This window comes from Nocardia sp. NPDC005978 (assembly GCF_040614455.1).
Taxonomy (GTDB): domain Bacteria; phylum Actinomycetota; class Actinomycetes; order Mycobacteriales; family Mycobacteriaceae; genus Nocardia.
The window spans coordinates 41,448-68,385 of the sequence record NZ_JBEXUS010000003.1 but is presented as its reverse complement, the minus strand read 5'-3'; the positions used below and the strand labels follow the sequence as shown (position 1 = coordinate 68,385).

Below are 26,938 nucleotides of genomic sequence, written 5' to 3'. Positions count from 1 at the left end.
GCTCCCGCACAACGAGAACGGCGGCCGCCCCGAGGGACGACCGCCGTTCCGGAACGGACGGATCAGCTGGTGATCGACTCCCGCTCGTCCACCCGATGCGACTTCGTGCCCCAGCCCACGTGGGCCTCGGCGCGCATGCGCTCCACCATGTGCGGGTAGTGCAGCTCGAATGCCGGTCGCTCCGAACGAATCTGGGGCAGCTCGTAGAAGTTGTGCCGCGGCGGCGGGCAGGTCGTCGCCCACTCCAGGGAGTTGCCGTAGCCCCACGGATCGTCCACGGTGACCACTTCGCCGTACCGGTAGGACTTGAAGACGTTCCAGACGAACGGCAGCATCGAGGCGCCGAGGACGAAGGCGCCGATGGTGGAGATCGTGTTCAGCAGCGTGAAGCCGTCGGTGGGCAGGTAGTCCGCGTAGCGGCGCGGCATGCCCTCGTTGCCCAGCCAGTGCTGCACCAGGAACGTGGTGTGGAAACCGACGAACGTGGTCCAGAAGTGCCACTTGCCCAGCCGCTCGTCCATCATGCGGCCGGTCATCTTCGGGAACCAGAAGTAGATGCCCGCGAAGGTCGCGAACACGATCGTCCCGAACAGCACGTAGTGGAAGTGCGCCACCACGAAATAGGTGTCCGACACGTGGAAGTCCAGCGGCGGCGAGGCCAGGATGACGCCCGACAGACCACCGAAGAGGAACGTCACCAGGAAGCCGATCGACCACAGCATGGGCGTCTCGAAGGTGAGCTGCCCGCGCCACATGGTGCCGATCCAGTTGAAGAACTTCACCCCGGTGGGCACCGCGATCAAGAACGTCATGAACGAGAAGTACGGCAGCAGAACAGATCCCGTCGCGTACATGTGGTGCGCCCACACCGCGATCGACAGCGCCGCGATGGCCAGCGTCGCGTAGACCAGGGTGGTGTAGCCGAAGATCGGCTTGCGGCTGAAGACCGGGTAGATCTCGGACACGATGCCGAAGAACGGCAGCGCGATGATGTACACCTCGGGATGACCGAAGTACCAGAACAGATGCTGATACAGGATGGCGCCGCCGTTGGCCGGGTCGTAGATGTGCCCGCCGAGGTGCCGGTCGTAAGCCAGGCCGAACAGGGCGGCGGTCAGCAGCGGGAACGCCAGCAGCACCAGCACACTCGTCACCAGGATGTTCCAGGTGAAGATCGGCATGCGGAACATCGTCATACCCGGGCAGCGCAGGCAGACCACGGTGGTGATCATGTTGACGCCGCCCAGGATCGTGCCCAGGCCGGAGACGGCCAGGCCCAGGATCCACAGGTCCGCGCCGACGCCGGGCGAGTGCACGATGTCCGAGAGCGGGGTGTACGCGGTCCAGCCGAAGTCGGCCGCGCCGCCCGGGGTCACGAACCCGGCCGTGGCCATGGTGCCGCCGAACAGGTACAGCCAGTAGCTGAACGCGTTCAGGCGCGGGAACGCCACGTCGGGCGCGCCGATCTGCAGGGGCAGGATCACGTTCGCGAAACCGAACACGATGGCGGTCGCGTAGAAGAGCAGCATGATCGTGCCGTGCATGGTGAACAGCTGGTTGAACTGCTCGGGCGAGAGGAACTGCATGCCCGGGCGGGCGAGTTCACCGCGCATGAGCAGGGCCATGAGCCCACCGATGAGGAAGAAGGTGATGGCGGTGCACAGGTACATGACGCCGAGTACCTTCGGGTCGGTCGTCGTCACCGCCTTGTAGATGAACGAACCCTTGGGGCCCATGCGCGGCGGGTAGGGCCGGGCGGCCTCCAACCCCGATTCCGGCTTGGGAGCTACGGCAGTCACCACATCCTCCTCGAGGTCGGTCCGGGACTGGTTATCGGCCTCGGAACCCACGATGAACGGCGCTCAGCGTACGCACAGCAATTCGATTCTGGCAGAGAACACTCCGACCGGACGGTCAGGACACCGCTCGGATCTCCGGCGGCTGCCAGCGGCCGTCGACGGCCTCGGGGCGGGGCGCGTACAACCGCAAGGTCAGCGAGAACATCCCCGTGGCCGGAATCGGGAGCCAGTTGCCGCGCGGAACCGCGGGCCCGGGGTCCGCGTGCTGGATCAGGATCTCGGCCGACCCGTCCGGCGCCGGGACCACCGGCAGCCCGTGCCCCACGGCGTAGATCCGGTCCGGATTGTCGACCAGGAAATTCTCGGCGTCGTACGCGGTGAGCGACCAGAAGGCCGCCACCGGCGGGAACCGGCCCGCCTCGAAGCGAATACGGAACATGCGCGGTTCGCCGTTGACGTCGGCACTCAGCTCGGGCGTGGACGGATAGAGCGCGTCCTCGGGCAGATTCGCGCCGAGCCCGCGCTGGGCGATCGCGGCCCGCTGGAGGTAATCGGTGCCGTAGGCGCCCAGCGCGGTGGAGAAGAGCCAGCCGTTCTCGGTGCGGGTGCTCGGATCGATGTGCGCGGTGATGCGCTTGCGGGCGGCCGCGGCCGCCGCGTCCAGGGTGGCGATGGGGAAATCGTCGACGCGGCCGCCGGGTTCGATGCCGATCCGGGCGAACCGGCGCAGCGCGGGGGCATCGGCGGGCGCGGGGGCGTCGATCGTCATCAGGGTGCACAACCGGTCGAAGAAGGTCCGCCCGTCCAGTGCGGCCACATCCGCGAGCGGGGCCGTGAGCTGCTCGCTCGGGACGATCGCCGGACCGGTCCGGGTGGCCTGGGGATCGGCGAGCCAGTCGGGCAGGGGCGCGAGCCGCATCCGATCCTGCAGCGCGCGCACCGCAGGCACGTCCCCGGCGCCGTTGACCTGGATCCGGCCCAGCAACCAGGTGGTGTTCGTCGGCACGGCCAGGTGCGTCACGCCCGGGGGCACCGTGCCGTCCCAGCCCGGGCCGCTGATCAGGTAGGTGTACAGCGCCGGTGTGCCCGCGACCCCGGGGCGCGGGGCGCTCGGGTGGTGCACCGTGTTCGTCCACGCGTCCAGCAGCTGCATGATCCAGTAGCGGTCCGGTTCCATGGCGGGCACCTGCAGCACCATGGGTTCGCCGGACAGGTCCAGCCAGGCGTTGGAATACAGGGTGTCCTGGTTGGCGCGGACCATGAGGCGGTCCTCGTCGGTGGGCAGGGCGCGGCTGTGCCGGAAGGCGTTGACCGGACCGCCGGCATCCCGCGTCGCGTGGATCAGCACCAGTGGATAGCCGAAAACATAAGCGTCGGTGGCGATTTGCAGTGCCTCGTCCGCGCCGGGGGGCGCGTCCTCGTCCGCCTCGCCGGAGCTGCCGCACGCACCGGTCAGCGCGGCGGCGGCCAGACCGGCGGCCAAGCCGAGCAGCGAGCGTCGACCGATGAGGGCATCCATGGCGAATCACAAGCTACTCTCGCGGCGCGCTCGAGTACGCGAGGTTTAGCGCCGCGCGTCGGGGTTATCACGAATCAAGCGCAGTGATAACCTGATTCATCTCAACGCAGCGGGGGGCAGCGTCGCCTGACCGTATCTCCCAGGCAGCGGTGTCCGGTTCCACTACGCACAGCGCTCCCCCACGGCATAGGCGAATCCGATGGATCTTCTCAACCCGCTAGACGCGATCTTCCTGGCAATCGAATCCCGCGAGCACCCCATGCATGTCGGCGGGCTGCAGCTCTTCGAACCGCCCGCGGAGGCCGGTCCGGACTTCACGCGCGAACTGTTCGCCGGCATGGCCGGCGCCACCGACGTGCGCACCCGCTTCCAGCGCCATCCCAGCCGGAGCTTCGGCGGCTTCTCCAGCGTCAACTGGTCGCATGCCGAACAGGTCGATCTCGGCTATCACCTGCGGCGTTGCGCCCTGCCCGGCCCCGGCGGCATGGGCGATCTGATCGATCTGACCGAACGCCTGCACGGCACGCTGCTGGACCGGCACCGGCCGCTGTGGGAGGCCAGGCTCATCGAGGGTCTGGACGACGGCCGGTTCGCGATCTACATGAAGATGCACCACGCGCTCATCGACGGCGTCTCGGCCATGCGCCTGCTGCAGCGCACCCTCACCGACGACCCGCTCGACACCCGGGTGCGCGTGCCGTGGGGCACCCGCCCGGTCGAGACCGACAGCACCCCCGAACCGCGCAACCAATGGCAGCAGCTGCGAAAAGCCTTGCCGCGCATGGCCCGTAGCGCAGCATCGATCGCCGCGCCGCTGCGCGGAGCCATCGACGGGCGGCTCACCATGCCCATGACCGCGCCGCGCACGATGCTCAACGTGTCCATCGGCGGCGCGCGCAGCGTCGCGGTCCGGTCGTGGCCGCTCGAACGCGTCAACGCGATCCGCCGGGCCACCGGGGCCACGGTCAACGACGTGGTGCTGGCCATGAGCGCGGCCACGCTGCGCTCGTACCTGCTCGAGCACGGCGCGCTGCCCGACGAGCCGCTCATCGCGATGGTGCCGGTCAACGTGCGCAGCGCCGCCGAGTCCGACACCTCCGAGGGCAACATGGTCGCGGCGTGCCTGGCGAACCTGGCGACACACATCGCCGATCCGGTGGACAGGCTCACCGCCATCAGCACCTCCATGCGCGAGACCAAACAGGTCTTCACCCAACTACCCAAGATCGAGGCGATGGCGCTGTCGGCGCTGCTCATGTCGCCGCTCGGGGTCTCGCTGGTGCCCGGCTTCGAAGCGCTGCCGCGCATGCCGTTCAACCTGGTGATCTCGAACGTGCCCGGGCCGCGCAAACCGGTGTACATGCGCGGCGCGCGGCTGGACGCGAACTACCCGCTGTCGATTCCCTTCGAATCGCAGGCCATGAACATCACCCTCACCACCAACGGCGACAACCTCGACTTCGGTTTCGTGGGCTGCCGGCGCACGGTGCCCGATCTCTATCGGCTGCCGCAGCACATGGAGAACGGCCTGGCAGAACTGGAACGGGCCGTCGCCTGAGGGCACGGGCGGCGGCCGAACGCACCGGGCCGAGCCCGGACGCACCGGGATGAGCCGCGCGGCGGCGTGATCTCTACGCTGGCCGGGTGGACACCTCTTGGCCCGAACTGCGGAAACGAAGTCTGATCAGCGAGGACCCGGCGGTACTCGCGCTGAACAAACCCGCCGGGATCTCGGTCACCGGGGAACGCCACGACACCGACATCGTGGAACTCGCCGCGGCCGCCGGGGAAACGCTGTACCCCGTGCATCGCATCGACAAGGTGACCTCCGGGCTGGTGCTGCTGGCCAAGGAGCTGCCCGCGCACGGCGAGCTGACGCGGCAGTTCAACAAGCGCACCGCGCGCAAGGCGTACCTGGCGGTGACCGCCTCCACCGGACTGCCCGAACGCGGGGTCATCGAGCTGCCGCTGAGCGTCGGGCGCAAGAACCGGGTGCGCATCGCCGCACCGCGCGAAAGCATTCGGCGCGTGGGCGATCGGTGGCAGGTCCCCGAGCAGGAGCTGCTCGCGGGCAAGAACTATCCGTCGGTCACCGAGTTCGTGACCCTCGCCGACACCGGGACCCACACGGTGCTCGCGCTGCGGCCGCTCACCGGGCGACGGCATCAGATCCGGGTGCACCTGGCGTGGATCGGGCATCCCATCGTCGGCGATCCGCTCTTCGACAAATCCGGTGCGCACGCGCGCACGCATCTGCACTCGTGGCGCCTGGGACTGGACGCCTCCTGGCGCACGCCGCCGGTGCTCGACCTCGAGGCCGATCCCGATCCGGACTTCTGGCAAGTCGGCGGCGAACCCGTAACCGGCGCGCCCGGGCAACTACTCGGCATCGCGCGGGACGCGGTGACCGCCGCCACCCCCGAAGTGCATTGATGTGAAACCGCTATATTCGGTGGCGAGTCTCACCGAGACCGCATATGGGCAGGTCATCTAGCCTGAATCGGTGGCGCAAGGGTGCGGCACGTTCGGGCGCGACGATGCGGCCCTTCACAGAAAGCGAACGCCGATGGTTCTGCTGGCACAGCTGAGTGACACCCACTTCGATCTGGGCGCCCGTAACGTCGAACGCGCCGAGCGGGTGATGGGGTTCCTGGCCGAACTGCCGCAGCGACCCGACGTCATCGTCGTCACCGGGGACATCGCCGACGAGGGCGACATCGAGGAATACCGCCAGGCCCGCGCGGCGCTGGTGGCCGACGTGCCGGTGCTGATCATGCCGGGCAATCACGACGACCGCGGGCACATGCGCACCGTGCTGTTCGGCGTGGACTCCGACTACGCGCCGATCAACCAGGCGCACAGCGTGAACGGTCTCACCCTGGCCCTGCTGGACTCCAGCGTGCCCGGCAGGCCCGAGGGATATCTGGACGAGCAGACCTACGCGTGGCTGCTCGACCTGCTGGCCGCCACGCCCGCCGACGACGTCGTGCTGATCGCCATGCACCACCCGCCGGTCGCGGTGCACAGCACCGTGGTCGATCCCATCCGGCTCACCAATCCCGAACGGCTGGCCGAGATCGTCGCCGGGGACGACCGGGTGCTGGCCGTGCTGACCGGGCACGTGCACTCGGGGCTGGTCACCTCGTTCGCGGGCAAACCGCTGGTCGTGGCGCCCAGCATCTCCTCCACCATCGGCTGCGAATGGGAAACCGCCGCACCGGGACACGTGCCGATCGACTTCGCGCCCGATCCCTCGATCCTCTTCCACTCCATCCGGGACGGGCGGCTGCTGTCGGCGTTCCGCCCCATCGCCATGCGCGGGCAGCTCAGCGCACCGGCGGAGTGAGCAGCGCGCGCCGATAGGTCGAGGGCGTCGTGCCGGTCCAGCGCTTGAACGCGTGAATGAAGGTCGACGCCTCCGCGTAGCCCAGCCTGATGGCCACATCGCTCACCGAAAGCGGTGTGGCCGTGAGCATTTCCTCCGCGAGTGCGCGGCGGACCTCGTCCAGCAATTGCCGGTAGCCGGTGCCCGCGGCATCCAGGTGCCTGCGCAGCGTGCGCGTACTGACGTTGAGATCTCTTGCCACGGAATCGATTCCGGGAGGCGCGGCGAAACCGTCGGCGCCCCCGCGCGGGACGAGCAGCTCCCGCACCTCCGCGGCGATGCCGGTGCGGGCGCGCCTGCGCGAGACCAGCTCGCGGCACTGGGCCAGGCACATGGCCCAGGTGTGCTCGTTGGCCTGGGGCAGCGGGCGTTCCAGCACCGCCGGATCGAGGCCGAACAGGTTGTGTGGACGCTCGAATTCCGGTCGCAGGCCGTAGATTTCGTCGTACAGACCGGCATCGGGCGGAGCGGGGAAGTCGAACTCCGCGCGGACCAGGTCCAGCCGGTGCCCGAGCAGGTCGTTCAGCATGCCGAACATCGCGGTGACATCACGTTCCACCAGGAAACGCCGGACATCGCCGGGCACCCGCTCGTCGTGGATGCGGGCCACGAATTCGCCCGGCTTCCAGCGAGCGACCGGAATGCAGAAGGTGAAACTCAGCTCCAGATAACGCAGTGCGAACGCGATGGCCTCACCCAGGGTCGGACTGCTGACGCACGCGAAACCGAAGATCCCGAACGTGGTGATCCGGTACCGCCGCCCGACCTCCAGGCCCAGATTCGGCCGATCTCCCAACTCGCGCACCAGGTTCCGGATGACGGCCAACTCGGCCTGGGCGTCCACCTGGGCGTCCGGATCGCCCAGCCCGCGCTCGCTCACCCCGCTGCCCTGCAGTATCCGACCGGCGCCGACCCCGTGCTCGCGCGCGAACCCCGTCATCAGCGCGATACTCGCGACGCCCCGGGGGAAGTCCCAGTCCCGAATCCCCGCCTCCTGAACCGTGCTCATAGCCAAAGTATGGCCGAAAATCTCGATTAAGACACCCACGTGGACGAGGTCCCGGTTTTAGAGTGGAGGGGTCTGCGCTAGGCGAGGAGGGCAGCATGCCGTCGGTGATCATCATCGGGGCCGGGTTCGGTGGGCTGGGGATGGCCATGGAACTGCAGCGGAACGGTTTTCACGAGGTCACCATTCTCGAACGAGCGGATGACCTGGGCGGGGTGTGGCGGGACAACACCTATCCGGGCGCGGCCTGCGATGTGCCCTCGCCGCTGTACTCCTACGCGCGCGGGCCCAAACCGCAATGGCGGCAGCGGTATTCGGGACGCGAGGATATTCAGTCCTACATCCGGGACGTGGCCGAACGGCACGAGCTCGGACAGCTGATCGTCTTCGGGGCGGAGGTCGGCGAGGCCGAGTTCGACGCGGTCGCCGGGCAGTGGACGGTGCGCACCACCGACGGCACGGTGCGCACGGCGACCGTGCTGATCTCGGCGGTCGGGCAGCTGTCCCGGCCCGCGATGCCCGCCATCCCCGGGATCGAGAGCTTCGCGGGCGCGTCCTTCCATTCCGCGCGCTGGGATCACACCGTCGACACCGCGGGCAAGCGGGTGGCCTGCATCGGCACCGGAGCCAGCGCCATCCAGTACATTCCGGAGATTCAGCCGGGGGCCGGCGCGCTGACGCTGTTCCAGCGGACCCCGGCGTGGGTGCTGCCCAAGTTCGACACCGACTACAAGCCGGTTCATCACCGCGTGCTGCAGCGGGTGCCGGGAATGCCGCTGGCGGAGCGGTTCTCGTGGTGGGCGATCGCCGAGTTCGTCGCGCTGGGGCTGGTGGAGTTTCCCGGGATCACGCGGGCGGTGGCCAAGCTCGCCGAGAAGCAGCTCGACGAGCAGATCACCGATCCGGAGCTGCGGGCCGCGCTCACCCCGGACTATCCGATCGGGTGCAAGCGGGCACTGTTCTCCTCCGACTACTACCCGGCGCTGGCGCAGCCGAACGTGCGCGTGACGACCGCGCCGATCATCGACATCGTGCCCGAGGGGGTGCGCACCGCGGACGGCGCCGTGCACGCGGCGGACGTGATCATCTACGGGACCGGGTTCAAGGGGACCGAGTTCCTGTGGCCCATGGAGATTCGCGGGCCGGGCGGGACCACGCTGTCCAAGGTCTGGGCCGACGGCGCGCACGCCCACCTGGGAATCACGGTGCCGGGATTCCCGAATCTGTTCCTGATCTACGGGCCCAACACCAACGTCGGGGTGGGGTCGATCATCTACATGATCGAGTCGCAGGCCCGGTACATCCGGCACGCCGTCCAGATTCTGGCCGAACATCCGGGGCACGTGCTCGAGGTGCGGACGGAGGCGGAGCTCGCGTTCAACGACGCGCTGCAGCAACGACTCTCCCGGACGCCGTGGAACTTCTGCACCAGCTGGTACCGCACCGCCGCCGGGCGCATCACCAACAACTGGCCGGGCACCACCCGCAGCTACCGGCACCGGACCCGACGGGTCCGGCTCGCCGACTATCGACTCACCAGCGCACGCTGAAACCGCAGGTCGGGGCGATCCTGTGGCATATTCACGCCCATGCGCACTCGCCCGAGGCTGATCGCCGTCGCCGCGCTCGCCGCGGCCCTGCCGCTGACCGGCTGTTCCTCGTCCTCCGATGAGCACGCCAATCACGCGGTGACCGGGTCGTCGAACTCCGCGCCCGCGGCCACCACGACCGCCCCCGCCGGCTCGCCGGCCTCGGTCCTGCCGACCGTCGCCCCCGGCGCCGAACAGTTCGAGATCTACGTCGGCCCCGCCACCGTCCCGTGCACCGGCGTAGCCCCGATGGAATGCCTCCGGGTCCGCCGAGACCCGAACGCCGCCTGGGAGAATCACTACTCCGGCATCGAAGGCTTCGACTTCGAACCCGGCTACACCTACCACCTCCTGATCGAGCAACGCCCCCGCGCCGATCCCCCGGCCGACGCCCCCTCCGCCACGTGGCACCTCGTCTCGGTCCTGTCGAAGACCCCGGCCTAGCGGCTCGGCGCGAATCAACAGCTACGGCGCGCAGCCCCAGTGCCCCCGACCGGTCAAGAATCTGAGCTCCGAATCGACACGGACCGGGCCCTGCCGAGCAGCGCGAATCGAAGAGCCCTCGACCCGAACCCGCGACCCGGCCGCAGTCCGGCCGGAACGAGCCCGCGCCAACAGAATCGGCGCGGGGCGCTTCGACTGAGCCGACTGTCGAATACCTCTGCAACACAGCGTTTTTGATGGACTATTGCGACAGCCGCCGCCGCTGAATCCGGCACTCGGTCTCGGATCTGTCGAAACCGCCCGCATGAATGCCGATGTTCGCCCGCACCGACACTGTCCGGGTCCTGGCGAGCAGCGCGGATCGACGAGCCCTCGACCCGAACCCGCGACCCGGCCGGAGTCCGGCCGGAACGAGCCCGCGCCGACAGAATCGGCGCGGCAGGCGGTTCAGCCGGACGGGTTGTCAGATGCCGGTGCGGCACGGCTTGTTTGGCGGATTCTGTCGCTGCTGGGCCGGCACCTGGTCTCGGGGCTGCCGAAGCTGCCCGTGTGAGAGCTGATGTTCGCCCGCACTACCGCGCTGCGAACGCGCGTCGGTAGCGAGCGTCGCACGGCACGACCGCTCCCGTTACGGTGCGGTCCGTGCCGGTGGTCCGGCCACCGTGTGTCGGAGGCCAGGGCGAACCGCGGTTTCCATCGTGGTCAGGTGGACGGGGTGGGGTCCGTTTCGCCGACGGTGACGGTGACGGGGGCGTCGAGGGCGATCGTCGTGCCGGCGGCGACCGACTGGGCGATGATCTTGTCGGCTTGGGTGGCGTCGGTGACCTTCTTCGTGGTGGTTTGCAGGGTGCCGGTCCAGCCGGCCGCCTTCAGAGCGGCGGCGGCCTGGGTCGTGGTGTGGCCCACGAGGTTCGGCATCGTGACGGTCGTCGTGGTCTCGCCGGTCGAGACGTAGGCGGTGATCTTCGTGCCGGCGGCGCGCTCGGCGCCCGCGGCCGGATCCAGGGCCAGCACGGTGCCCTTCGCGGCGGCGTCCTTGCGCTCGACCTGCACCACTACGAAGCCTGCCGCCTCCAATTTCGCCTTCGCCGCGGCGATCAGCGCGCCCACCACATCCGGCACGGTCACCGTGGGCGGTTTGGCGGGGCTGTAGGAGGTGGTCGTGGTGGTGGGGGTCGGGCGGTAGCTGGTCGCGGTGACTTCCACCGTGGTGGTCGGCGGCGCGTCCGTCGTGCTCGACTCGTAGGTGACGCTGCTGACCGTGGTGGTGGTCGGCAGCGTCCGCGTCGTCGAATCCGACTGCCGGGACTGGAGATACGCCAGGGCCACCACCACGATCAGCACCGCGACCAGCGGCGGCACCCAGACCGCCTTGTTCCGTACGCGGGTCGCGCGCGGCGGCGGGTCGTGCGAATCCGGCGGTTCCGCCGCGGCGGCGGTATCGAGCAGCGTGGGCGGGGAATCCGCCGCGGCGAACCGCGGAACGGGCTCGACCCGCGGCGCCTCGCGCTCGATCTGCGGCAGCTGGCGAGTGGGCGGCAGCGGCCGGCGATTCGGCCCCGACACCTGACCGGCGGCGGGCGCGGCCGGACGGGCCGGTGCCGCGGTCGAACCCGCGCGGCCGGCCGAGGCACCCGGCCCTACAGGTTGCGGCCCCTGCCGATTCGGCTGCGCGGCGTCCCCGGCGTGCTGCGCGCCGGGCTGTTTCGCGGGGGCGACCGTGCCGGTGTACTGCACCCCCTGCCTGTTCGCTGCCACGGTCGTGGGCGGTCCCTGCCGCGTCGCCGGGGTAGCCGAACCGCCGGACGGCGCACCCTGCCGAGTCGCGGGTTCGGCGGGCAACGCGCGCTGCGCCCCTTGCTGATTCGCGGGTGCGGCCGCGCCGGTGAGCTGCGGGGACGGGGTCGGGCGGGCCGCGATGCCGGTGGGCTGTGGGGCCTGGCGGGGCGGGTGTGAGGTCGCGCCCGGGAACTGGGGGCCGGATGGATGGTGTCCGGTCGGTGGTGACTTCGGGAGGGTGGGCTGGGAGCGGGGGTCCGTGACCGGGGTGCCGGAACCCTTGGGCGAGGGCGTGATCGGGTCCGGGCGAGCGGTCGTGCCCGCGGGAGATTGGCCGGGGTGGGAGGTCGGGCCGGAGGTCGGGTGGACCGGCTGCGCGGTCGTGCCGGGGTGGGCGGCCGGGCCTGCGGGAGGTTGGCCGGACTGGGCGGTCGTGCCGGGGTGGGCGGCCGAGCCTGCGGGGGGCCGGCCGGGGCGAGAGGTGGTGCCGGGGTGGAGGGTCGGGACGGAGGTCGGGTGGGCGGGTTGCGGGGTGGCGGCGCTCGTGGGGGTTGGCTGGGCACGGTTGGGGTGGCGGGGTGCGTCTTTGGGGGCGGGGGCGGCGCTGAGCAGGTCGGTGCGGGGCTGGGTGGGGTAGCGGGGGTGTGAGGGCTCGCGGAGGGATTGCAGGGCCGCGCGGGCCAGCTGGGTGCAGTTCTCGTAGCGGCCGGCGGGGTCCTTGTGCAGGGCGCGGGCGATGACCTCGTCGAAACCCGTTGGCAGGGTGGGGATGTGGCGGGTCGGCCGGGGGATCTCGCCGTAGGCGTGGTTGTACAGCAGCTGGCCGACGCTCTTGCCGGGGAAGGGCAGTCGGCCGGTGAGCATGTGGTAGAGCGTGCAGCCGAGGGAGTAGACGTCCGCGCGGTGGTCGGCGTCGCCCGGACCCGTCCAGCGCTCGGGCGCGGCGTAGTGGAAGCTGGCCAGCACCTCGCCGATGTCGGTCAGCTGCCGGCTCTCGTCCAGCGTCTTGGCGATGCCGAAGTCGGTGAGCAGCACCCGTTCCGGCTGTCCGCGGGTCAGCAGGATGTTGGCCGGCTTCACATCCCGGTGCAGGATCCCGGCCGCGTGCGCGTGGTCCAGCGCGCCCGCGGTCTCGGTGATGATCCGCACCGCGCGCCCCGGGTTGAGCGGGCCCCCGCGCAGCGCCACCGACACGTCCTCGCCGTCGACGTAGGTCATGGCGATCCAGAGCCGGTCATCGTCCTGCCCGCGCGCGTACACGGTCACGATGTTCGGATGATCCAGCCGCGCAACGGCATCGGCCTCGCGCCGGAATCGCGCGTGATGCTCGGCCCCGCCCCCGCCCGGCACGGTCAGCAGTTTCAGCGCCACGAAGCGCGGCAGATCCCGGTCCCGGGCCTTGTACACCGCGCCCATCCCGCCGGCGCCCAGCGCCTGCACGATCTCGTACCCGGCGAATTCGTCACCCGCCCTGAGCGACCCTGCCACCTGCGATTCCCCCTCGGCGCCATGGACCTTCGCCCTGCCTGCCCGCGCTGTGCGACCAGCCGTAACCATTCCGCCTGCACGTCGGGACACGATGCGGACACTGGTTCATCGACACGACCCCCCGAAAGGGTTAACAACCCCATCATCCACCACTACCAGGACAGCTCCCGGCAGTGGTTCGCCTCATCGGGCCCCTCGGTCTGCAGGGTCGCGTGATCGATGTGGAATCGGCTGGACAGCAACTCCTGTGCGGCGCGCAGCACCGGGCCCGTCGGGTGCGGCGGTGTCACGGTGAGGTGCGCCGACGCCACCTCCATGCCCGAGGTCAGGGTCCACACGTGCAGATCGTGGATGTCCGCCACCCCGGGTATCGCCCGCAGGGCGGCGGTCATCTCGTCCACGTCGAGCCCTTCGGGACTGTGCTGGAACAGGATTCGCAACGAGCGCTTGGCCAGCACATAGGTGCGCGGCAGCACCCACACGCCGATCGCCACGCCGATGATCATGTCGGCGTACCGCCATCCGGTGGCCAGGGTGATGGCCGCGGAGAGCAACACGCCCACCGAGCCGATGAGGTCGGCGAACACCTCGAGGTACGCGCCGCGGATGTTGAGGCTCTCCTGCGCGCCCGAACGCAGCAGCAGGAACGAGACGATATTGGCGATCAGCCCCAGCGCGCCCACGATCAGCACCGGCCACCCCGGCACCTCCGGCGGCTCCCCCAGCCGGGCGATGGCCTCGTACAGCACGTAGATCGCCACGCCGAACAGCAGCAGCGCGTTCGCCAGGGCCGCCAGCACCTCCGCGCGGTAGTAGCCGAAGGTTCGCGTCGCGGTCGGCCGACTGCGCCGCGCCAGCAGAATCGCCGACAGCGCCATGGAGATGCCGACCACATCGGTGAGCATGTGCGTGGCGTCGGAGAGCAGGGCCAGGGACGAGGTGGCGATCGCCACCACGAACTCGACCAGCATGAATATCAGGGCGATGGCGAGTGCGAGCACCAGGCGGGGCAGGTATTTGCCCGAGGCGCTGGACGGCGTGACGCCGTGCGAATGATCATGTCCCACGCCGACCAATATATGCACGAATGCGCATGAATGCAATCAGCTGTGTGGGGATGTCGTGGAGGTATCCCCGGGTCCGGCCGCACACACGGCAGACTGGTGTGCGTGACCGATTCGTCCCAGACCCGCGCCGCCGCGACCGGCCCCCCGCCGCCCGCGGGCGCGCTGCGCCCCATCGAACTCGCGACCGGCGCGGTCCTGGGCGGCGCGACCGTCGGATTGGTGACCGTCGGTTCGCTGGTTCCGTTCGCCGCCGCGCTGCAACTGGTGGCGGCCGTGCCGATCGGACTGCTCGCGCATCGGCACCGCCTGCGCGCCCTGATCACCGCGACCATCGCCGCGACCCTGGTGACCTTCGTGGCCGGCGGACTCGTGCCCGCCGTGAACCTGGTCGGCGTCGCGGTGGTCGGCGGCATCATCGGCATCGTCAAACGACGGCACGGCGGCCTGCTCGCGGTGCTCGGACTCTCCCTGCTGACCGGCCTGCTGGGTGCATCGTTCTCCGTCGGAATGCTGTTGCTGTTCTCCCGGGCGCGCCAACTGCTGTTCGACAGTATCGCCAACACGGCCAAGGGCCTGGAGAACATCGCGGCGCGCCAGTCGGCGCTCGAGCCGCTGGGCCGGGGCATCGCCGAGGCCACCGAGTACGTCCTGCGCTGGTGGTGGCTGTTCGCCGGCGGCGGCGTGGTTTTCGCGATGCTCGCCAGCGGCGTCATCTCCTGGTTCGTACTCGGCTCGGTGCTGGACCGGCTGGCCTGGCTGCCCGGCCGCGACGACCTGCTCGACGCGCCCGCCGACGACCGCCCCATCGCACCGCTGCCGATCACGTTGCGCGAGGTCGCGTTCCGCTATCCGAACGCGCGCACCGACGCCCTGCACGGCATCGACCTGACCGTCCGCAGCGGCGAGTTCATCGCCGTCGTCGGCCACAACGGCTCCGGAAAGTCCACGCTCACCCGGATTCTCGCGGGCCGCCCGCCGACCGGCGGCACGGTCACCCGCCCCGGCGCGGCCGGACTCGGCCTGCGCGGCGGCACCGCCATGGTGCTGCAGCGCCCCGAGAGCCAGACCCTGGGCGTCCTGGTTCGCGACGACGTGGTGTGGGGCCTGCCCACCGGCCACGCCGCCGAGGTCGACATCGACGGGCTGCTGCGCGAGGTCGGCCTCGAGGACATGGGCGGGCGCGAGACCGCCACCCTGTCCGGCGGGCAACAGCAGCGTCTGGCGGTGGCCGCGGCCCTGGCCCGCAAACCCACGCTGCTGCTCGCCGACGAAGCCACCTCGATGATCGACCCGGAGGGCCGCCGCGACCTGGTCGCACTGCTCGCGGATCTGCCGCGCCGCCACGACATGGCGGTGGTGCTGGTGACCCACCACGAAGCCGACGCCGCCGCCGCGGACCGGGTGATCCACCTGCGCGGCGGGCGCACCGTCGACCAGCTCCCAGCCTGGCCGCGGCCGGTCCGCGATCAGCGCCGGCGGCCCATGGGCAACCCCGTGCTGGAACTGCGCGACGTCCGGCACACCTACAACAGCGGCACCTCGTGGGAGGCGCCCGCCCTGCACGGGGTCGACCTGAGCGTGCGGCGCGGGGAGGCGCTGCTCATCGTGGGCGGCAACGGTTCGGGCAAATCCACCCTGGCCTGGATCATGGCCGGGCTCACCCTGCCCAGCTCCGGCAGCTGCGAACTGCGCGAACTCACCGGCAGCAAGCCGGTGCACAAGCGAATTCGCGCCGTGCAGTTGGCCTTTCAGCATTCCCGGCTGCAGTTGCAGCGCCAGACCGTCGGTACCGAGATCGAGGACTGGGGCGGCAACGGCACCGCCGCGGTCGCCCGGGCGCTGGACGCGGTGGGGCTGGACCGGGCGCTGGCCTCGCGGTCCATCGAGGAACTCAGCGGCGGTCAGGCCAAACGCGTGGTGCTGGCCGCGATGGTCGCCAGCCGCCCGCAGGTGGTCGTCCTGGACGAGCCGCTGGCCGGACTCGACCCCGAAGGCCGCGCCGGAGTCGTGGAACTCATTGCCCGGCTGCGGGATTCGGGCCTCACCCTGATCGTCATCTCGCACGACATAGCCGACGTCGCCGCCGTGTGCGACCGCATCGTGCACCTGCGCGCGGGCCGCATCGCCGAGAGCGACACCGTCGCCGCGCCGCCCGCCACCCACGATTTCACCGGAGGATTCCGATGAGCAGCGTCGTACTGCGCGAAGTGCCGGTCGACAGCCCGGTGCACCGGCTCTGGGCCGGCACCAAGATGATCGGCGCGTTCGCGGTGAGCGTGCTGCTCATGTTCGTGCCGTCCTGGCCGCTGATCGCCATCGCCGTCGCCTTCCTGGTGCTGGTGTGGGTGCTGGCGAAACTTCCGCTGGGCACCCTGCCGCGCTTCCCGTGGTGGTTCTGGGCGGGCATCGCGCTCGGCGCGCTCATCAACGCGCCGGTGGGGATGACCGCGGTGCTGTCGTACACCAAGGTCGTCATCTTCGGTTTCATCCTGCTCGGGGCCTCGTTCCTGATCGCCTGGACCACCCCGATGGGCGAGGTCGCGCCCGCGCTGGCCAAACTCGCCGCGCCACTGCGCCGGATCGGCTGGACCCGGCGCGGGGTGCGGCACCGGATCCCGGTGGACGAATGGGCGGTGGTCATCGCGCTGACCCTGCGCGGCCTGCCACTGCTGCTCGAGGAGATGCGCATCCTGCGCGCGGCGCGCCGGCTGCGCCCCCGCGATTCGGTGATGAAGATGGCCGAGCAGAACCCGCTCGTCGACATCCTGACCGCCGCCATGGCCGTATCCAGCCGCCGGGCGGGCGAACTCGGCGAGGCCATCACCACCCGCGGCGGCACCGGCGAACTCACAGCACGCCCGGGCGCGCCGGGCCGCGCCGACGTGGTGGCCTTCGCGATCATCGCGGCGGTATACGTCCTGGGATTCGGTATCGACCTGCTCATTTGACCAACACCGGTCCCGAAAATGATTCGACGTGTCGGTCCGGCACGCTAACGTGGTGTCCAAGAACGCGGGGTAGCGCAAAAGCACGGGGGCTCAACATATTTCCGGCTGGAACGGAATTGTTCGTGTTGGGCGTGCGTTGGCCCGGAAACCTGATGAAGATTGGACACAACACAATGCTGCGCAAATTCACCGCTGTCGCCGCACCCGTCGTGACCGCCGTCGCCATCGCGGGGGCGGGGATCGCACAGGCCGAGCCGGGTACGCCCGACATCGGCTACGAGGCACGCCTGGTCGGCAACACCGTGGTCACCACCCTCACCGACGGCGAGTTCGAATACGCCGGAAACACCGTGAACATCAAGGACACCGCGGGCAACACGGTGGTGGCCCTGCCGCTGTCGTTCGTCGCGGACGGCCTGGTCCACCCGCTGCCGAGCACCATCAGCGACGACGCCCGGACCCTGTCGCTGACCGCGGTCAAGGACGCGGCCGCGACCCGGCCCGCCGCCGTGCAGGAGATCGCCTCGCCGATCGAGAACCAGAAGGCGATGGCGAACTTCTCCAGCCAGTTCGGCATCGCCACCGCGGTCGGGGCCTTCATCGGCACCGCCGTCGGCGCCCTGATCGGCGCGCTGATCAGCTCCCCGACCGGTCCGGGCATCGTGGCCGGGCTGATCACCGGTGCGGCGGTCGGCAGCATCATCGGCTCGCTCGCGGTGGGTGGTCCGACGCTGTTCGTCGCCGGTATCGAACTGATCTCCACCCTGGCGGCCGCCCCGGGCACCACCAAGTGGGCGAGCGTCAGCGAGTACTAGCGATTACTCCGAATCACTTGGGGCGCGGTTGATTCCGGCCGCCCCCGAGGGTTCGCGACGCGGGTCCCGATGATCACCGGCCCGGGAGGTGTCAGCCCACACCGACCCGGGCGGGTGCGTCGGGAGCCGAAACACACGGGGGGATCAGCGCACGTTGCAGCCCGGCGTGGCCGGAATCCCCGCGAACCGGTCCGACAGATAGCCCAGGACGCCCAGAGATTCGACGACCGCGGCGGGATTGTGGCCGGAGATGCCCGAATGCACCGCGGTCAGGTTCGCGCCCTGGGTGCAGTAGTTCTCCACCAGGCCGCTGAAGCCCTCGACCGGGATCACGTCGTCCTCGACGCTGTGATAGAGGTACAGCGGCACGTCGGGTGCGTTGCCGCCCAGTTCCTGACGCAGGGTCGCGGTGCGAAATGCCGGGTGCCACAGCAGATTCGGGGTGTCGGAGTAGTCGTCGAGCTGTCGATTGACATATCTGGCGACCAGATCCGCTCCGCACGCGTTCGCCTCCCGCACCAGCAGGTCGCGGCCGTTCTGATTCAGCGCGTCGTACAGGCCGGAGCCGGGATCGTTGCGCGCCAGCGCCACCAGGATCAGCACCGCCAGACCGGCCTGCCCCTGACCGTTCACCCGCTGCGCGATGGCGGCGATGTCGGCGGGCACCCCGCCCGCGGCCACGCCCGCGAACCACAGGTCCGGGGCATAGCTCGCGCGCTGCTGCATGGCCCACAGGGTCGCGAACGCGCCACCCGAATAGCCCCACGCCCCGATCGGGCTGGCATCGGTGATCCCCAGCGGTGGAAAGGATTTGGCGGCGCGGACGCCGTCCAGGACGCCGCGCCCGGAGTTCACGCCGTCGAAGAAGCGCGATTGCGGACCCTCGTAGTCCGAGACCACGATCGCCCAGCCGCGGCGCAGCATCTCGGTCAGGAACGGCACGTCCAGCAGGGTGTTGACGATGGAGAAATCACGGCCGCCGCGCAGCGCGTACGAAGGCGCGCAGCGGGTGCCGAGACTGTCCTCGGCGACCTGATAGGACAGCAGCGGGCGGGTGCCCGGGCCGAACCAGGGCAGCAGCGGGGCCAGCACGGTCGCCATGTCCGCTACGGCCGCACCGGCGGAATCGGTGCTGCGGTACTGCACCTGCCAGCCCGCGACCGGCAGCGGCAGGCCGAACACCGAGATGGGGCGCGAGTTCAGTACGGCGCCGTTGTCCGCGGCCCCGAGCCCGGCCGGCGCGGCGTAGAACGGATCGTCATCGGGGAACGGGACGTTCGCGTGCGTGAGCGGCATCGCCACCGCGGCCGCGACCATCGCCACCAGCGCGACCAGGACGATCCGGCCCCACATTCGCACTCTGTCCGCACCCCTTCGCGCGCTGTTCGAGATTCCCCTGACCGATGCGACATCCCACCGCATATACACGCCTCCAGCGTCCCTTTCGCCGACGCTCGGGGCACGAGAAGACGCGCGTCACGCCGTCCTCCATATTCCAGCGCATCGGAGTTTCAAACGTACTGCCCGGAATACCCGCAGGTCAACGTGCTCCCGCGCGTCGCAGCTACGGCGAGGCGACCGAAATACACTGCCTCACAGGCGGATCGAACGGCCCGTTCGGAGCGCACCACACGCACCCCACCGTCGCGCGATTCATACCTATTGCCCCGGTTCACACACTCACCGAAACTCGCAAACCGGACATCCGTCGTCAGAGTACGACGCCGCGGCGCCCGGCCTCCGGCGACACAGCGACACAGCGACCCGATCGGTATCGACTCGAATCGATGCGCCGCCCCGGCGGCTCGGATCGCGACACCGCCGCCTCCCCCGCGGGCGAGCGTCCCGGTCCGGCCGTCCGCCCCGCCGCGGATCCGATGCCGGTCGGCCTAGCCGAGTGGCAGTCGCCGGTTATCCACAGTCTTCCCGGGGTGTGGACCGGGGGTTGTGGATCAATGAAGGGTCCAGATGCGGGTTACTGGATATTTATCCACAGGCCAGTGGGCGGGATGATGGGCCGATGCTGTTACGCCGGGTGATCGCCCTCTACGTCGGGTTGTGGTGGTACGGGCTGTCTATGGCGATCATGCTGCGGGCGGCGCTGGGCCTGGACCCCTGGGACGTGTTCCACCAGGGCGTCGCCGACCACGTGCCGCTGAGTTTCGGGACCGTGGTCGCCATTACCGGTGCGGTGGTGTTGCTGGCCTGGATTCCGCTGCGGCAGCGGCCCGGACTGGGCACCGTCAGCAATGTCGTGGTCATCGGCATCGCGGTGGACACCGGGCTGTGGCTGCTCCCGGAGGTGGACGGCTTGCCCGCCCGGATCGCGGCCATGGTCGCGGCCGTCGTGCTCAACGCCGCCGCCACCGTGCTCTACATCGGTGCGGGCATGGGGCCGGGTCCGCGCGATGGCCTGATGACTGGACTGGTCCGGCGGACCGGCCGCCCGGTGTGGCTGGTGCGGAGCGGCCTGGAGGTCACCGTGCTGAGTATCGGCTGGCTGCTCGGCGGCAGCATCGGCGTCGGCACCCTGGTCTACGCCTTCGGCATCGGGCCGCTCATCCACCTGATGATCCCGTTCGCCGATCGCTTCCTGCCCGGATTCCATCCCGAGCCCGCACCCGCGGCCACCGCGCCCGGCCCGGCCGCCCCGGCCCCGGCCTGACCTGGACCGCGTTCGCGCGCGACCGGACACGCGTAGGGTGGGCGGGCGAAAGTTGTTGTGGGAGCTATCGATAGCGGAGAGCGATGCGGCACGGTAACGGTGTTGAGATTCCGGAGACGCTCGAGGACGTGTGCGCGCCCGAGCGCATGGCGCTGATCGTCTACGACATGCAGGTGGGGGTGCTCGGGCAACTCGAGCACGGGCCGCAGATCATCGAACGCGTGGTGCGGGTGGTCGAGGCGGCGCGCCGCGGCGGATACCCGATCATCTTCCTGCGGCACATGTTCCTGCCGAAACGGCTGATGGGCGCCTTCGCGCTGCGCATGGCCATGAGCTGGCAGCAGGTCGACTCGGTCGAGGCCGTCGTGCCGATCCTGCAGCGCGACACCCCGGGCTTCCAGCTGGTGCCCGAACTGCAACCGCGCGCGGGCGAGATCGTCTTCGACAAGACCTCCATGTCGGCCTTCGAGGGCACGCCCCTCGCCTCCACCCTGCGTGATCTGGGCATCGGCGCGTACGCCATCACCGGCGTCGCCCTCGAGATCGGCATCGCGCCGACCGTGACGCACTCCACCGACCTCGGGTTCGTCCCGATCGTGGTGCGCGACGCCGTCGGCGGCAAGGACGAGGCCGGATTGGCCCGCGCCTGGGACGAATTCGCCTTCCAGGGCCATGTCATCGAGACCGATGTGGACACCATCGCACCGCTGCTGGAGAAGTCCGGCTAGCGCTCGCCGTCCGGCGGTGCGCTCGGCGTGAAGATCCAGGCCTGCCCGTGCTTGCCGGGCAGGTAGACCGAGTCCCGCCGTTTGGCGATCACCCCGGGCGCGTCGTCCGCGCGGGCGCGGGCCAGGGCCTGCGCGCCGGAGCCCCGCAGGGGCGCCGGGACCACCAGGACGGCCGCCGCGCCGGTCAGTGCTTCCAGTACCCGCCGGCGATCGTCATAGCGCTTGCGCAGCAGTGACGTGCCGTTCAGGAACAGGATGTCGGTGGCCACGAACACGGCCCGGCTCGGATCCGCCCGCAACAGTGCGGAATCGGCGCGGCCCTGCTCGTCGAAGACGACGGCCGCGCCGTCGAGCACGACGCGATGTCCGGCCAGCGCGGGACCGAGTTCCGCCAGGGCCGGGTACTTTCCGGTGACGGTGCGCCCGGTGCGGCCGCGCAATCGCACCGTGCCGTCCTCGATCTCGGCGATCAGCCGCACGCCGTCGCGCACGAGGTCGAAACTCCAGTGCGCGGCGTCCAGTTCCGAGACGTCACCGTCGGTGGCGCGCATGGGGAGCAGATCGCGCGGCAGCGCCGCGCCTCCCGGTGAATCATGTTGCCCGCCAGCATCTTTCGAGACACCCGCGGACTGATCCTTCATCAGGTGCATGAGCCACTGTTTACCCTCGGTCCGGATCAGCGCGTAGCGCCCGTTCAGCCGTTGCCCGCTGAACCGTACGATGACCTCGTCGTCCCGCCACTTCTCGGTCTCGTAGGTCCCCGAATCCCAGATGCCCATCTCCCCCGCGCCGTACTCGCCGCGCGGGATGGAGCCGTGAAAATCCAGGTATTCGAGCGGATGATCCTCGGTGTGCACCGCGAGCCGGTTCTCGTGCGTATCGACCGGCGGCCCCTTCGGCACCGCCCAGGACACCAGGACGCCGTCCCGCTCCAGGCGCACGTCCCAGTGCAGCCGGCGGGCGTGATGTTCTTGCACCACATAGCGATTCCCGGCACTCGGGGCGGGCGGCGACGCGGGGACCGGTTCCGGCGTGCGCGCGGCATCCCGCATGGAACGGTAGGTGTGCAGCCGATCCGGCTGCGCGGCAACGGAATCCGTTTCCAGCGGCGGGTCCAGTTCGGCGAGCGGATCACCGTCGCTCGCGAAGCGGCGCAGTACTTCCTCGAAGCGCAAATGCCGCAGCTTCTTCCGATCCGCTATCTCGTCCCACTCGCGCGGCGCGGCCACCCACGGCTCCTCGCGCCCGCGCAGGGAGTAGGGCGCGATGGTGGTCTTGGCCGGATTGTTCTGGCTCCAGTCCAGGAAGACCTTGTCCGCGCGCGCGGCCTTGGCCATGGTCGCGGTCACCAGTTTCGGGCGCAGCTGTTGCAGGTTCGTCGCCACCTGCTTGGCCACCGCCGACGCCCCGTCCGGACCCAATTCCCGGTCCAGGGGCACATAGATGTGAATCCCCTTGGAGCCGCTGGTCACCGGGAACGCCCGCAGGCCCACCTCGGCCACCACATCGCGCAGGATCAGCGCCACCTCGGCGCACTGCGCCAGCCCCGCACCCGGTCCCGGATCCAGATCGAAGACCAGCCGGGTGGCCGGTCCCCGGGCCGTCCCCGCGAAACGCCATTGCGGCACATGCACTTCCAGCGCGGCCTGCTGGCCCAGCCACGCCATGCCCGCCACCGAATCGATGAGCGGATAGACCACATCGCGGTCGGAGTGCGCCAGGGACCGCCGCTCGATCCACTTCGGCGCGTGCTCGGGCAGATTCTTCTCGAAGAACGCAGTCTCGCGAACCCCGTTCGGCCAGCGCTTGCGGGTCACGGGGCGCTGCGCGATATGCGGCAGCAGGGCCGGGGCGATGGCGGTGAAATAGTCGATGACCTCGCCCTTGGTGGTCCCGGTCGCCGGGTACAGCACTTTGTCGAGGTTGGTGAGCCCAACCTCGACGCCCCCGAAATCCCGCCGGGACCTCATGGGGTGCAGTCTAGGGCCGGGCCGCGCGAATTCCGGGCACCCGGCAGCGATCGAGCGTCCGGCCCGGCATGCGGCCCGGCGACAACGCCGACGGGCCGCTCGGTCACCGGCGGCGCAGCGCGATCCGCCGGACCCGAACGGCCCGTGAGATGTGCGGCGGCGGACTAGGCCGGCGGCTGGTTCTTCGGCGCCTCGTCCGCGGCGGGCGGCACGGGATCCGGCGCCGGCGCGGGCTCCGGTTCGGCCACGGCCTCGGTGGGGGCGGGGGTCGCGGCGGGCTCGGGAGCCGCTTCCGGGGCGGGAGCCGGGGCATCGGCTCCGGCCGCGGCGTCGGCCGGAATCGCGTTCTTGACGGCCTCGGAACCCTTTTCGATCTGCGAGGAGTACTTTCCCCCGGTCTTGCCGTCGATGAACGTACCGGCCTTGTCTACCGCGTTCTCAATTTTATCGGCGTTCTGGGCCGCCACTTCCTTGCCCTTGCCGACCAATCCCTTGAGCGTGTCAATCAGACTCACAGCTGCTGCACTCCTTCACTCTCGGTCTTCGGTCATTCGCGCACATCCTCCCACCACGAATCCCGTGGTGGGAGGCCAATCGGGTCGATCCGCTGACCCGGTTTGGGCACGGCGACCTCGGTACCGGCCTCCTGCGCCGCCGCGACCAGCCGCCGGACGGGCTCCGACCAGCCGTGGAACGCCAGATTGAAGGTGGCCCAGTGAATCGGCACCAGCAGGCCGTATCCGGCGTCCCCGACGCACAGATCGGCGTGCGATCGGACCGCCTCCTCCGGATTCATGTGCACATCCGGCCAATGCCGATCGTAGGCGCCGATCGGCAGCAGCGTCAGATCGAAAGGTCCCAGGCGCGCGCCCGCCTCCGCGAACGCCTTGGTGTAGCCGGTGTCGCCGCCGAAGTAGACGCGGCGGGTCGGACCGGCGATCGACCAGGACGCCCACAGCGTGGTGTTGCGCACCAGACCGCGGCCGGAGAAATGCCTGGCCTCGGAGCAAGTGATCACCAGGTCGGTGCCGTCGTCGCGATTGCGGTTCAGATCCGAGAGGGCGACCGAAGCGGCCCAATCCAATTCGACGACCCGATCCTGGGGCACGCCCCACTGGCGCAGGTGCGCGCCGATGCCGATGGGCACGATGAAGACCGCGTCCTGCCCGGTGACGAGGGCGTCGACGGTCTCGCGATCCAGATGGTCGTAGTGGTCGTGCGAGATCAGCACCGCGTCCACCGGCGGCAGCGCCTCGATCGGGGTCGGCACCGGATGCAGCCGGGCCGGGCCGACCAGCGGCGAGGGCGAGACGCGCTCGCTCCACACCGGATCGGTCAGCACGCGGTAGCCGTCCACCTCCACCAGGCAGGTGGCGTGGCCGTACCAGGTCACCGCCAGATCCGCGGCCTGTTCGGGCAGCGCGGGCGTCTGCACCGGGATGCGGCCCGGCGGGCGGCCCGAATTGCGTTGGGTCAGAAGTTGATACAGCAGTTCCAGACCCGAGCCGGTGAGCTGACTGCTCGGCTCGGTGTTGTGGAACTGCCCTTTGCGATAGGTCGCCGCACCCGTGGCGGTCGGGGCGATGGCCGACATCGACGCACCGATGGCGGAGGGAATGCCCCACGCCGCCCGCACCAACCAGGAGATACCGAAAGCACCAGCTGCCATACCCACCAGTTTCCGCGAATTCGCGGTCATGCGCCCCCCGTTCATCGGCCCTGGAATTTCGCGGGACGCTTCTCCATCCGTGCCACTCGCGCCTCCTGCGCATCTTCGCTGGTCCAGGCTGCGCGCAGGGCATCGGCCTGCGCGTTGGTGTCCTCGCCGCGGGTGGCGTCGTCGTTGAAGACGAGCTTCATGTGCCGCAGCGAGAGCGGGGCGAGCTCGGCGATGTGCTTCGCCCACATCTGGGCGTCCGCGAGCGTGCCGATCTTGTTGGCGAATCCGAACGTGTAGGCGTCCTGCGCCGAGATCCGTTCCGCACCCAGCAGCACCGTGCGGGCCGGGCTCGAGCCGATCAGCGACGATAGTCGGCGCACGGTCCAGCGATCAACGGAGATACCGAGTTTCGCCGCGGGTACCGCGATGAACGAATCCGAGGTCATGACCCGCAGATCCGAGGCCAGGGCCAGCTGCACCCCGGCGCCGAAGGCCCCGCCGTTGATCGCCGAGATCACCGGCACCGGCACGGTCTCGATGGCGTGCAGCATGGCGAGCAGGCCGGACAAGAAACTGTCCGAGTAGACACCGTCCAGATCCGCGCCGGCACTGAAGAGCGGGCCCTGGCCGGTCAGCACGATTACCCGCGACGTGGCCGCGGCCTCGTCGATCGCGGCGTGCAACAAGCCCACCAGCTCTTCGTTGAGTGCGTTCCGCCGTTGCGGACGCTGCAGTTCGATGGTGACGACCTCGCCATCGCGGCTGACTCCGAGCATTTGTCCTTCCCCACTGAGCTGCGTACCCGTGCTTTGCTTCACTCTAAGCGGGCGTACCGTCGGGTCCGTGACAGCAACACCCGATGTCGACATCCTGGTGATAGGCGCCGGGCAGGCCGGATTGTCGGTCGGCTATCACCTGCGCCGCCTCGGATTGACGCCCGAACGGGACTTCCTCATCGTCGACCACTCCCCCGCGCCGGGCGGGGCGTGGCAATTCCGGTGGCCGTCACTGACATTGAGCACCGTGAATCGGGTGCACGATCTGCCGGGCATGTCATTCGCGGAGACATTGGCCGCCGATGCGGTGGGCGCGGGCGACGTTCAGGCCGCGACGGCCGTGCCGCACTATTTCGCGCTCTACGAGAAGCGGTTCGATCTGCGCGTGCTGCGACCGCGCTCGGTGCGTGTGGTCTGCGACCGCGCGACGGGCGCGACCTGCCCCGATGCCGAAGTGGACGGGTTGCTGCACGCCGAGACCCGGGCGGGCGGTGCGAACTCGGGCGCGAATTCAGACCAAACAGTTTCTATTGGCGGCGCGGACAGGACCATTCGCGCGCGCGGTCTCGTCAATGCCACGGGCACCTGGGACAAACCCTTCATTCCCTATTACCGGGGCGCGGATACCTTCGCGGGACGGCAATTACACGCGCACGACTACCGCGACGCCGCCGAATTCGCCGGCAAGCACGTGATCGTGGTGGGCGGCGGCATCACCGCCGTCCAACTGCTCGACGAGATATCCGCGGTGACCAAGACCACATGGGTGACCAGGCGCGAACCGGTGTTCCGGGACGGCGCGTTCGCACCCGAGGACGGGCGCGCGGCCGTGGCGCTGGTCGAGGACCGCGTCCGGCGCGGCCTGCCGCCCGGGTCGGTGGTGTCGGTGACCGGCCTGCTCGAGACCGATCGGGTGCGCGCGGCCCGCGCCCGCGGGGTCATGGACCGCAAACCCATGTTCGACCACATCGAACCCGGCGGCGTGCGCTGGGCGGACGGCGAGTTCCAGGCCGCCGAGGTGATCCTGTGGGCCACCGGATTCCGCAGCGCCCTGGACCATCTGGCGCCGCTGCGCCTGCGCGGGCCGGGGGGCGGCATCACCATGACCGGGCGGCTGGCGACCCAGGTCGCCGCCGATCCGCGCATTCACCTCATCGGGTACGGGCCCTCTGCCAGCACCATCGGCGCGAATCGCGCCGGGCGGGCGGCGGCCGCGGAGATCACCGAATACCTTGGCCTGCCGGTGAATTGACGCCGCAGGCTGGTCCGGCGCGCCAAAGGTCGAAGGCCCCTGCGGCGC

The 26,938-nt window shown here is 69.9% G+C and carries 21 protein-coding genes; 11 read left to right on the top strand and 10 right to left on the bottom strand.

Features of this window, described 5'->3' with window-relative positions; all coding sequences use genetic code 11:
• Window positions 1–62: 62 nt before the first annotated feature.
• Window positions 63–1,799, bottom strand: coding sequence for a cytochrome c oxidase subunit I (ctaD, locus tag ABZ319_RS02365; protein WP_354984482.1), 1,737 nt, complete (start codon window positions 1,797–1,799; stop codon window positions 63–65).
• Window positions 1,800–1,914: 115 nt separating this feature from the next.
• Entirely contained in the window at window positions 1,915–3,318 is a 1,404-nt protein-coding gene (locus tag ABZ319_RS02360) for a DUF1254 domain-containing protein (protein WP_354984481.1), read from the bottom strand.
• A 199-nt stretch (window positions 3,319–3,517) separates the two neighbouring features.
• Here ABZ319_RS02360 and ABZ319_RS02355 point away from each other — a divergent pair, with 199 nt between their 5' ends.
• From ABZ319_RS02355 to ABZ319_RS02345, 3 genes are all read left to right on the top strand, one after another.
• Entirely contained in the window at window positions 3,518–4,876 is a 1,359-nt protein-coding gene (locus tag ABZ319_RS02355) for a wax ester/triacylglycerol synthase family O-acyltransferase (protein ID WP_354984480.1), read from the top strand.
• 86 nt (window positions 4,877–4,962) lie between these two features.
• A complete protein-coding gene (locus ABZ319_RS02350; RefSeq protein ID WP_354984479.1) occupies window positions 4,963–5,751 on the top strand; it encodes an RNA pseudouridine synthase in 789 nt (262 codons plus the stop codon).
• A 133-nt stretch (window positions 5,752–5,884) separates the two neighbouring features.
• Complete coding sequence (locus ABZ319_RS02345; protein WP_354984478.1) at window positions 5,885–6,664, top strand: metallophosphoesterase; 780 nt, start codon at window positions 5,885–5,887, stop codon at window positions 6,662–6,664.
• Here ABZ319_RS02345 and ABZ319_RS02340 read toward each other — a convergent pair.
• Complete coding sequence (locus ABZ319_RS02340; RefSeq protein ID WP_354984477.1) at window positions 6,645–7,712, bottom strand: AraC family transcriptional regulator; 1,068 nt, start codon at window positions 7,710–7,712, stop codon at window positions 6,645–6,647. The genes ABZ319_RS02345 and ABZ319_RS02340 overlap by 20 nt on opposite strands.
• Window positions 7,713–7,807: 95 nt before the next feature.
• Here ABZ319_RS02340 and ABZ319_RS02335 point away from each other — a divergent pair, with 95 nt between their 5' ends.
• Together ABZ319_RS02335 and ABZ319_RS02330 are read left to right on the top strand one after the other, a co-directional pair.
• Complete coding sequence (locus tag ABZ319_RS02335) at window positions 7,808–9,259, top strand: NAD(P)/FAD-dependent oxidoreductase (protein WP_354984476.1); 1,452 nt, start codon at window positions 7,808–7,810, stop codon at window positions 9,257–9,259.
• Window positions 9,260–9,298: 39 nt separating this feature from the next.
• Window positions 9,299–9,742, top strand: a complete 444-nt coding sequence (locus ABZ319_RS02330; protein WP_354984475.1) for a DUF4377 domain-containing protein — start codon at window positions 9,299–9,301, stop codon at window positions 9,740–9,742.
• A gap of 702 nt (window positions 9,743–10,444) precedes the next feature.
• On the opposite strand, the gene ABZ319_RS02325 is transcribed toward ABZ319_RS02330, so the two are convergent.
• Both ABZ319_RS02325 and ABZ319_RS02320 read right to left on the bottom strand, forming a co-directional pair.
• A complete protein-coding gene (locus ABZ319_RS02325) occupies window positions 10,445–13,009 on the bottom strand; it encodes a protein kinase (RefSeq protein ID WP_354984474.1) in 2,565 nt (854 codons plus the stop codon).
• 152 nt (window positions 13,010–13,161) lie between these two features.
• On the bottom strand, window positions 13,162–14,076 hold the full coding sequence (locus tag ABZ319_RS02320; protein WP_354984473.1) for a cation diffusion facilitator family transporter: 915 nt from the start codon (window positions 14,074–14,076) through the stop codon (window positions 13,162–13,164).
• 102 nt (window positions 14,077–14,178) lie between these two features.
• On the opposite strand from ABZ319_RS02320, the gene ABZ319_RS02315 reads away from it, so the two are divergent.
• The 3 genes from ABZ319_RS02315 to ABZ319_RS02305 all read left to right on the top strand — a co-directional run bounded on the left by ABZ319_RS02315 (window position 14,179) and on the right by ABZ319_RS02305 (window position 17,839).
• On the top strand, window positions 14,179–16,263 hold the full coding sequence (locus ABZ319_RS02315; RefSeq protein WP_354984472.1) for an ATP-binding cassette domain-containing protein: 2,085 nt from the start codon (window positions 14,179–14,181) through the stop codon (window positions 16,261–16,263).
• On the top strand, window positions 16,260–17,024 hold the full coding sequence (locus ABZ319_RS02310; protein ID WP_354984471.1) for an energy-coupling factor transporter transmembrane protein EcfT: 765 nt from the start codon (window positions 16,260–16,262) through the stop codon (window positions 17,022–17,024). The genes ABZ319_RS02315 and ABZ319_RS02310 overlap by 4 nt, the downstream gene beginning before the upstream one ends.
• Before the next feature lie 152 nt (window positions 17,025–17,176).
• A complete protein-coding gene (locus ABZ319_RS02305; RefSeq protein WP_354984470.1) occupies window positions 17,177–17,839 on the top strand; it encodes an ammonium transporter in 663 nt (220 codons plus the stop codon).
• A 144-nt stretch (window positions 17,840–17,983) separates the two neighbouring features.
• Here the strand turns inward: ABZ319_RS02305 and ABZ319_RS02300 are convergent, their stop codons facing one another.
• Window positions 17,984–19,192, bottom strand: coding sequence for a lipase family protein (locus tag ABZ319_RS02300; RefSeq protein ID WP_354984544.1), 1,209 nt, complete (start codon window positions 19,190–19,192; stop codon window positions 17,984–17,986).
• A 667-nt stretch (window positions 19,193–19,859) separates the two neighbouring features.
• Between ABZ319_RS02300 and ABZ319_RS02295 the strand changes: the two genes are divergently transcribed.
• Together ABZ319_RS02295 and ABZ319_RS02290 are read left to right on the top strand one after the other, a co-directional pair.
• Window positions 19,860–20,504 (top strand): hypothetical protein, encoded by a 645-nt coding sequence (locus tag ABZ319_RS02295; protein ID WP_354984469.1) that lies wholly within the window; start codon window positions 19,860–19,862, stop codon window positions 20,502–20,504.
• 83 nt (window positions 20,505–20,587) lie between these two features.
• Window positions 20,588–21,232, top strand: coding sequence for an isochorismatase family cysteine hydrolase (locus ABZ319_RS02290; RefSeq protein ID WP_354984468.1), 645 nt, complete (start codon window positions 20,588–20,590; stop codon window positions 21,230–21,232).
• On the opposite strand, the gene ligD is transcribed toward ABZ319_RS02290, so the two are convergent.
• From ligD to ABZ319_RS02270, 4 genes are all read right to left on the bottom strand, one after another.
• On the bottom strand, window positions 21,229–23,202 hold the full coding sequence (ligD, locus tag ABZ319_RS02285) for a non-homologous end-joining DNA ligase (RefSeq protein WP_354984467.1): 1,974 nt from the start codon (window positions 23,200–23,202) through the stop codon (window positions 21,229–21,231). The genes ABZ319_RS02290 and ligD overlap by 4 nt on opposite strands.
• 164 nt (window positions 23,203–23,366) lie before the next feature.
• Window positions 23,367–23,717, bottom strand: coding sequence for an antitoxin (locus ABZ319_RS02280; RefSeq protein ID WP_354984466.1), 351 nt, complete (start codon window positions 23,715–23,717; stop codon window positions 23,367–23,369).
• 32 nt (window positions 23,718–23,749) lie between these two features.
• Window positions 23,750–24,871, bottom strand: coding sequence for an MBL fold metallo-hydrolase (locus ABZ319_RS02275; protein ID WP_354984465.1), 1,122 nt, complete (start codon window positions 24,869–24,871; stop codon window positions 23,750–23,752).
• Window positions 24,872–24,912: 41 nt separating this feature from the next.
• On the bottom strand, window positions 24,913–25,638 hold the full coding sequence (locus ABZ319_RS02270) for an enoyl-CoA hydratase (protein WP_354984464.1): 726 nt from the start codon (window positions 25,636–25,638) through the stop codon (window positions 24,913–24,915).
• A 67-nt stretch (window positions 25,639–25,705) separates the two neighbouring features.
• Between ABZ319_RS02270 and ABZ319_RS02265 the strand changes: the two genes are divergently transcribed.
• Window positions 25,706–26,890: an NAD(P)-binding domain-containing protein gene (locus ABZ319_RS02265; RefSeq protein ID WP_354984463.1), complete on the top strand. Its 1,185-nt coding sequence runs from the start codon at window positions 25,706–25,708 to the stop codon at window positions 26,888–26,890.
• Window positions 26,891–26,938: the final 48 nt, after the last annotated feature.

Bases quoted from the DNA above. Each gene is read 5' to 3' on its own strand.
- ABZ319_RS02360 (WP_354984481.1), bottom strand. From the start codon at position 3,318: ATGGATGCCCTCATCGGTCGACGCTCGCTGCTCGGCTTGGCCGCCGGT.
- ABZ319_RS02355 (WP_354984480.1), top strand. From the start codon at position 3,518: ATGGATCTTCTCAACCCGCTAGACGCGATCTTCCTGGCAATCGAATCC.
- ABZ319_RS02345 (WP_354984478.1), top strand. From the start codon at position 5,885: ATGGTTCTGCTGGCACAGCTGAGTGACACCCACTTCGATCTGGGCGCC.
- ABZ319_RS02340 (WP_354984477.1), bottom strand. From the start codon at position 7,712: ATGAGCACGGTTCAGGAGGCGGGGATTCGGGACTGGGACTTCCCCCGG.
- ABZ319_RS02335 (WP_354984476.1), top strand. From the start codon at position 7,808: ATGCCGTCGGTGATCATCATCGGGGCCGGGTTCGGTGGGCTGGGGATG.
- ABZ319_RS02330 (WP_354984475.1), top strand. From the start codon at position 9,299: ATGCGCACTCGCCCGAGGCTGATCGCCGTCGCCGCGCTCGCCGCGGCC.
- ABZ319_RS02310 (WP_354984471.1), top strand. From the start codon at position 16,260: ATGAGCAGCGTCGTACTGCGCGAAGTGCCGGTCGACAGCCCGGTGCAC.
- ABZ319_RS02305 (WP_354984470.1), top strand. From the start codon at position 17,177: ATGAAGATTGGACACAACACAATGCTGCGCAAATTCACCGCTGTCGCC.
- ABZ319_RS02300 (WP_354984544.1), bottom strand. From the start codon at position 19,192: ATGTGGGGCCGGATCGTCCTGGTCGCGCTGGTGGCGATGGTCGCGGCC.
- ABZ319_RS02295 (WP_354984469.1), top strand. From the start codon at position 19,860: ATGCTGTTACGCCGGGTGATCGCCCTCTACGTCGGGTTGTGGTGGTAC.
- ABZ319_RS02290 (WP_354984468.1), top strand. From the start codon at position 20,588: ATGCGGCACGGTAACGGTGTTGAGATTCCGGAGACGCTCGAGGACGTG.
- ligD (WP_354984467.1), bottom strand. From the start codon at position 23,202: ATGAGGTCCCGGCGGGATTTCGGGGGCGTCGAGGTTGGGCTCACCAAC.
- ABZ319_RS02275 (WP_354984465.1), bottom strand. From the start codon at position 24,871: ATGGCAGCTGGTGCTTTCGGTATCTCCTGGTTGGTGCGGGCGGCGTGG.
- ABZ319_RS02270 (WP_354984464.1), bottom strand. From the start codon at position 25,638: ATGCTCGGAGTCAGCCGCGATGGCGAGGTCGTCACCATCGAACTGCAG.